Origin of the sequence: Blautia intestinihominis (assembly GCF_040096655.1) — a bacterium.
GTDB lineage: Bacteria > Bacillota > Clostridia > Lachnospirales > Lachnospiraceae > Blautia_A > Blautia_A intestinihominis.
The window spans coordinates 1-3352 of the sequence record NZ_JBBMEI010000140.1; the positions used below are offsets into that span (position 1 = coordinate 1).

A 3352-nucleotide genomic window follows, 5' to 3' on the forward strand; every position below is an offset into this window, starting at 1 on the left:
TTGCAGCTTTTTTCAGTTCCACATGGTCTCCTTCAGAGAGTTTCAGTCCTGTAAAATCATTCTGGATATCAAAGGCCTCCCCTTCGGTAACCATAAGCGCAAGTTCCGGATCAGCAACGGTTTCCTCGATCAGTTCCTCCTCGCTTTTCTCCGTCTGCGTTTCTGTCTGCGTTTCTGTCTGTGTTTCTGTCTGTACCTCGATCTGCGTCTCGCTCTGTGCGGAAACGCCTCCCACCTCAGCGGCGGATACTGCAGAAGCTCCCGTCTGCAAGAGCGTAGTGCAGCACAGAGCAAAAGCCATCGCACCCGCCATCCATCTTTTCTTCCAGTTTTTTTCCAAGTGCACGTTCTCCTTTCATGATCGCTTTTTTCCCTGCAGTTTTCTTTTGGTCCGTCTCTTATCTGCATCGCTTTCTCCTTTCTTCCGGCTTTTTCAGCCAGATAAAAAGGAAACTGAAAAAAATTCCAGTTTCCCTTTTATCTGACCAAACATATTATGCCGTCTTCCTGTGTCCTTTTTCCTCTTTTCGAAGGATCCAGTCATCCACGCCTTTGTAGTGTTCCATCCAGGTACCGGATGCATCGGTATCCCAGGTGACTCTTTTGCAGGATACATTCAGTTCCTCACAGATCCCATATAGTTTTATACAGCCTTTTCGGATCATGTCCCGTTTTCTGCGCTTTTTGGGGCATTCTCCATGATACAGATAAATTCCATGTTCACATTGCCGGCACGCACTTTTTTCATCGTGCTTACAGGACAATTCCATCATTTTATCCATGTCGTAACATTCGTAAACTCTTTTTAACCCCTGCTCTTTCAGTTTTCGCAAGACAGTTTCCAGTCCTTTATGATTGGAAACTCCAGGGACTCCGATATAAGGATTTCCTGTACACATCCATGCGATCTCTGCCTTTAAGATCCCTTCCGTTACGTAAACCGTGCCATCCTTTATTTTCCCAAACATTCCTGCCGGGCTGCCGCTTGATGTGCCTCTTTCTAAGCCGCTGCTGGTAAACCAGAGGTACTTCCGTTCTTTTAAAGGAACATCCAGCCGGATCTGGAATCCTATGATCCGTTCCTTCCCATCCCGGACCGGGCAAAGATACCCGTTATTCTTCCTATAAAAAGCAGCTTCCCAGTCACCATCCCGGTTGATGAAAAATCCAGGAACCCCTTCCAGGCGAAATCCCTTTTTTAAGAGCTTTCTGGCAATGGTCACGGAATTCTCATCATCCGTACTTAAAAAACCTCGTTCTTCCATCTGTCTGACCTCATTTAATGTCAACCCACGCAGGAGGAGGTTCCTCCGGTGTGTTTCCTTAAGCTTAAGAAAAGTGAGCATTTCCTTATATACATGGTCCCGGTAATCCCATTCCTCTTCCGTAAGGGAAATGCGTTTCTTTTTAGAAACGATAGAAACGAACCCATTTCGTGTCGTGGACTGCTGTCTTTTATCCGTTCCAGAAAAAGAAAGTTCCTGCTTTATCTCCCGGTAGGCTTCTTTATACCGGTTTCTCCCATAAATGCCGGATAGTTCCGCATACAGTGTCAGCATATTTCCGGCTGCCCCGCAATGATAGCAATGGTAAACATTCTTCAGTTCTCCATTTTTGCGGATGCAAAAACTGCATTTTCCTCTTAAATCCCCACAAAAAGGACATTCCACCGGAAATTCGTCCTGGTAAGAATCACTCAGTCTTCGGATTGACAAAAGATCTGCTACTTCTGCGATCGTAAACGATTCTCTGGCATACATGCCTTCCTCCTCTTCATAAAAGATGGCCCCGTTCCCGGAGCCACCTCAAACTATTTCTCTGTTTTCAGGCTGCTTTTTGCATTTCCTTTTCATGATCCAAAAGAATCTTCGCAGCTTTCTGTATTTCCTGATTCTGGCCTTTGTAACGCTGTACCAGCCATTTGATCGTCTGGTAACCTCTGGCATCCTGCATCATTTTCCCAAGAGGGGTTCCGGCATAGACACCAAAATTGCAGATAACCTTTTCTGCCCATTTCACTTCGTCTTCTGCATCCTCTACGTTATCTATATCCTCTACTGTTTCCTCTGCCGTCTCTTCTGGTGTTTCTTCCTCTTCTTCTGCATCAAAAGAAATCTCATCATCCTCATCAAATGGAACTTCATCCGTTTCTTCAACTGCACGGAAACCGTCTGCATCCGTCGCGGCAGTGATTTCCTCATCTACGGAGATTTCCTCGGTCTGAACCGGATCTTCCGCTTTGGTTTCTTCATCGGAAAATTCTTCCAGTCCGCTTTCACTTTCTTCCATTCCAAAAGTCATCTGTCCAGGAAGGTTTTCTTCTGTATCCGTCACTGCATATTCCACTTTTACAGGACCTTCTGATATGGCATTTCCATCACGCAGTTTTTTACAATCCGTTTTCTTTTCCCTGACCGGTTCCGTTTGCTCCTGCTTTGCTGCGGTTTCTTTTCTTTCTGCCTTTTCCTGTTTCTTTTTCGGTTTTTCCGGTTTTACGGAAGCTTCCTGCTTCGGCATTTCTTCTTTTTCCGTCCCACGCATGTCCGGATCGTCTATTCCAGATGCCTGCATGATGTTGAATTTATTTAAGAAATAATACTTCAGGCCATACGTCCATGCCGCACCTTTTGCTTTATCCGGTGCTTCATTGGTTCCAATGACATGCAAAAAGCTCCTTACCTTGTCTCCCGGACGGTCTGCATTGGTCCAGCACAGCTCCAGGTCAGCCTCATATCTCCAGAGTGTTCCCATTTCCTTTAAAAACACGGAATTGCCCTGTTCGTCCATCTGTGTCGGTCTTTCACTTAAGATGTCAAAATCGACCCCGTATTTATTAAGGGCCGGTGTCAGGCATTCATAAATATCATCCAGTTTTACAAAATCATAAGTAACGTCCTCACTGTACCGTTTGCGGATCAGCTTCGGCACTTTCTTCCGGATCCTGATCATCTTCTGGTTCAGATTCATGTAATTGTATTTACCCATATTATTCGTTTCCTCCTGATTTTTTCATTTTTTATACTAAGCAGAACGCGGAAGGCTTACCTCCGGCCCTGTCCCAGTCTTTTTTAACATTTCTTCCATTTCCTCCCGGATACATCCGATACAGATCTTCTTTTTTGAGATCTCCGGAAGTTTTTCAAGCAGCCACTTCTGGGCGAAAAGCTCTGCTGCCCGCTGTGGGTTGCTTAAATATTCCAGAAACATCCAATCAGAAAATTCCCACTTCATATCCGCAAAATGAAACTGCGGCTGATAGATCAGATCCTCCGGCCGCTTTCCTTTTTTAATAAAACGGTCTGCATTTAGCTGGATATAAACCCTGCTGATCTCCGGGATCATCTGTGCGGCT

The 3352-nt window shown here is 45.3% G+C and carries 3 protein-coding genes and 1 pseudogene; all 4 read right to left on the reverse strand.

Going from position 1 to position 3352, the window contains the following annotated elements:
• On the reverse strand, positions 1–340 hold a 340-nt coding region (locus tag WMO75_RS19035; protein WP_349078764.1), incomplete at its 3' end, for a hypothetical protein.
• Between the two features lie 154 nt (positions 341–494).
• Positions 495–1760 carry a DNA primase gene (locus tag WMO75_RS19040; protein ID WP_117738854.1) on the reverse strand — a complete coding sequence of 422 codons (1266 nt, stop codon included), beginning with the start codon at positions 1758–1760 and terminating at the stop codon, positions 495–497.
• A gap of 64 nt (positions 1761–1824) precedes the next feature.
• Positions 1825–2985: an ERF family protein gene (locus tag WMO75_RS19045; RefSeq protein ID WP_119235191.1), complete on the reverse strand. Its 1161-nt coding sequence runs from the start codon at positions 2983–2985 to the stop codon at positions 1825–1827.
• Positions 2986–3021: 36 nt separating this feature from the next.
• A pseudogene (locus tag WMO75_RS19050) lies at positions 3022–3352 on the reverse strand (hypothetical protein); the annotation flags it as partial.

Bases quoted from the DNA above. Each gene is read 5' to 3' on its own strand.
- WMO75_RS19040 (WP_117738854.1), bottom strand. From the start codon at position 1,760: ATGTATGCCAGAGAATCGTTTACGATCGCAGAAGTAGCAGATCTTTTG.
- WMO75_RS19045 (WP_119235191.1), bottom strand. From the start codon at position 2,985: ATGGGTAAATACAATTACATGAATCTGAACCAGAAGATGATCAGGATC.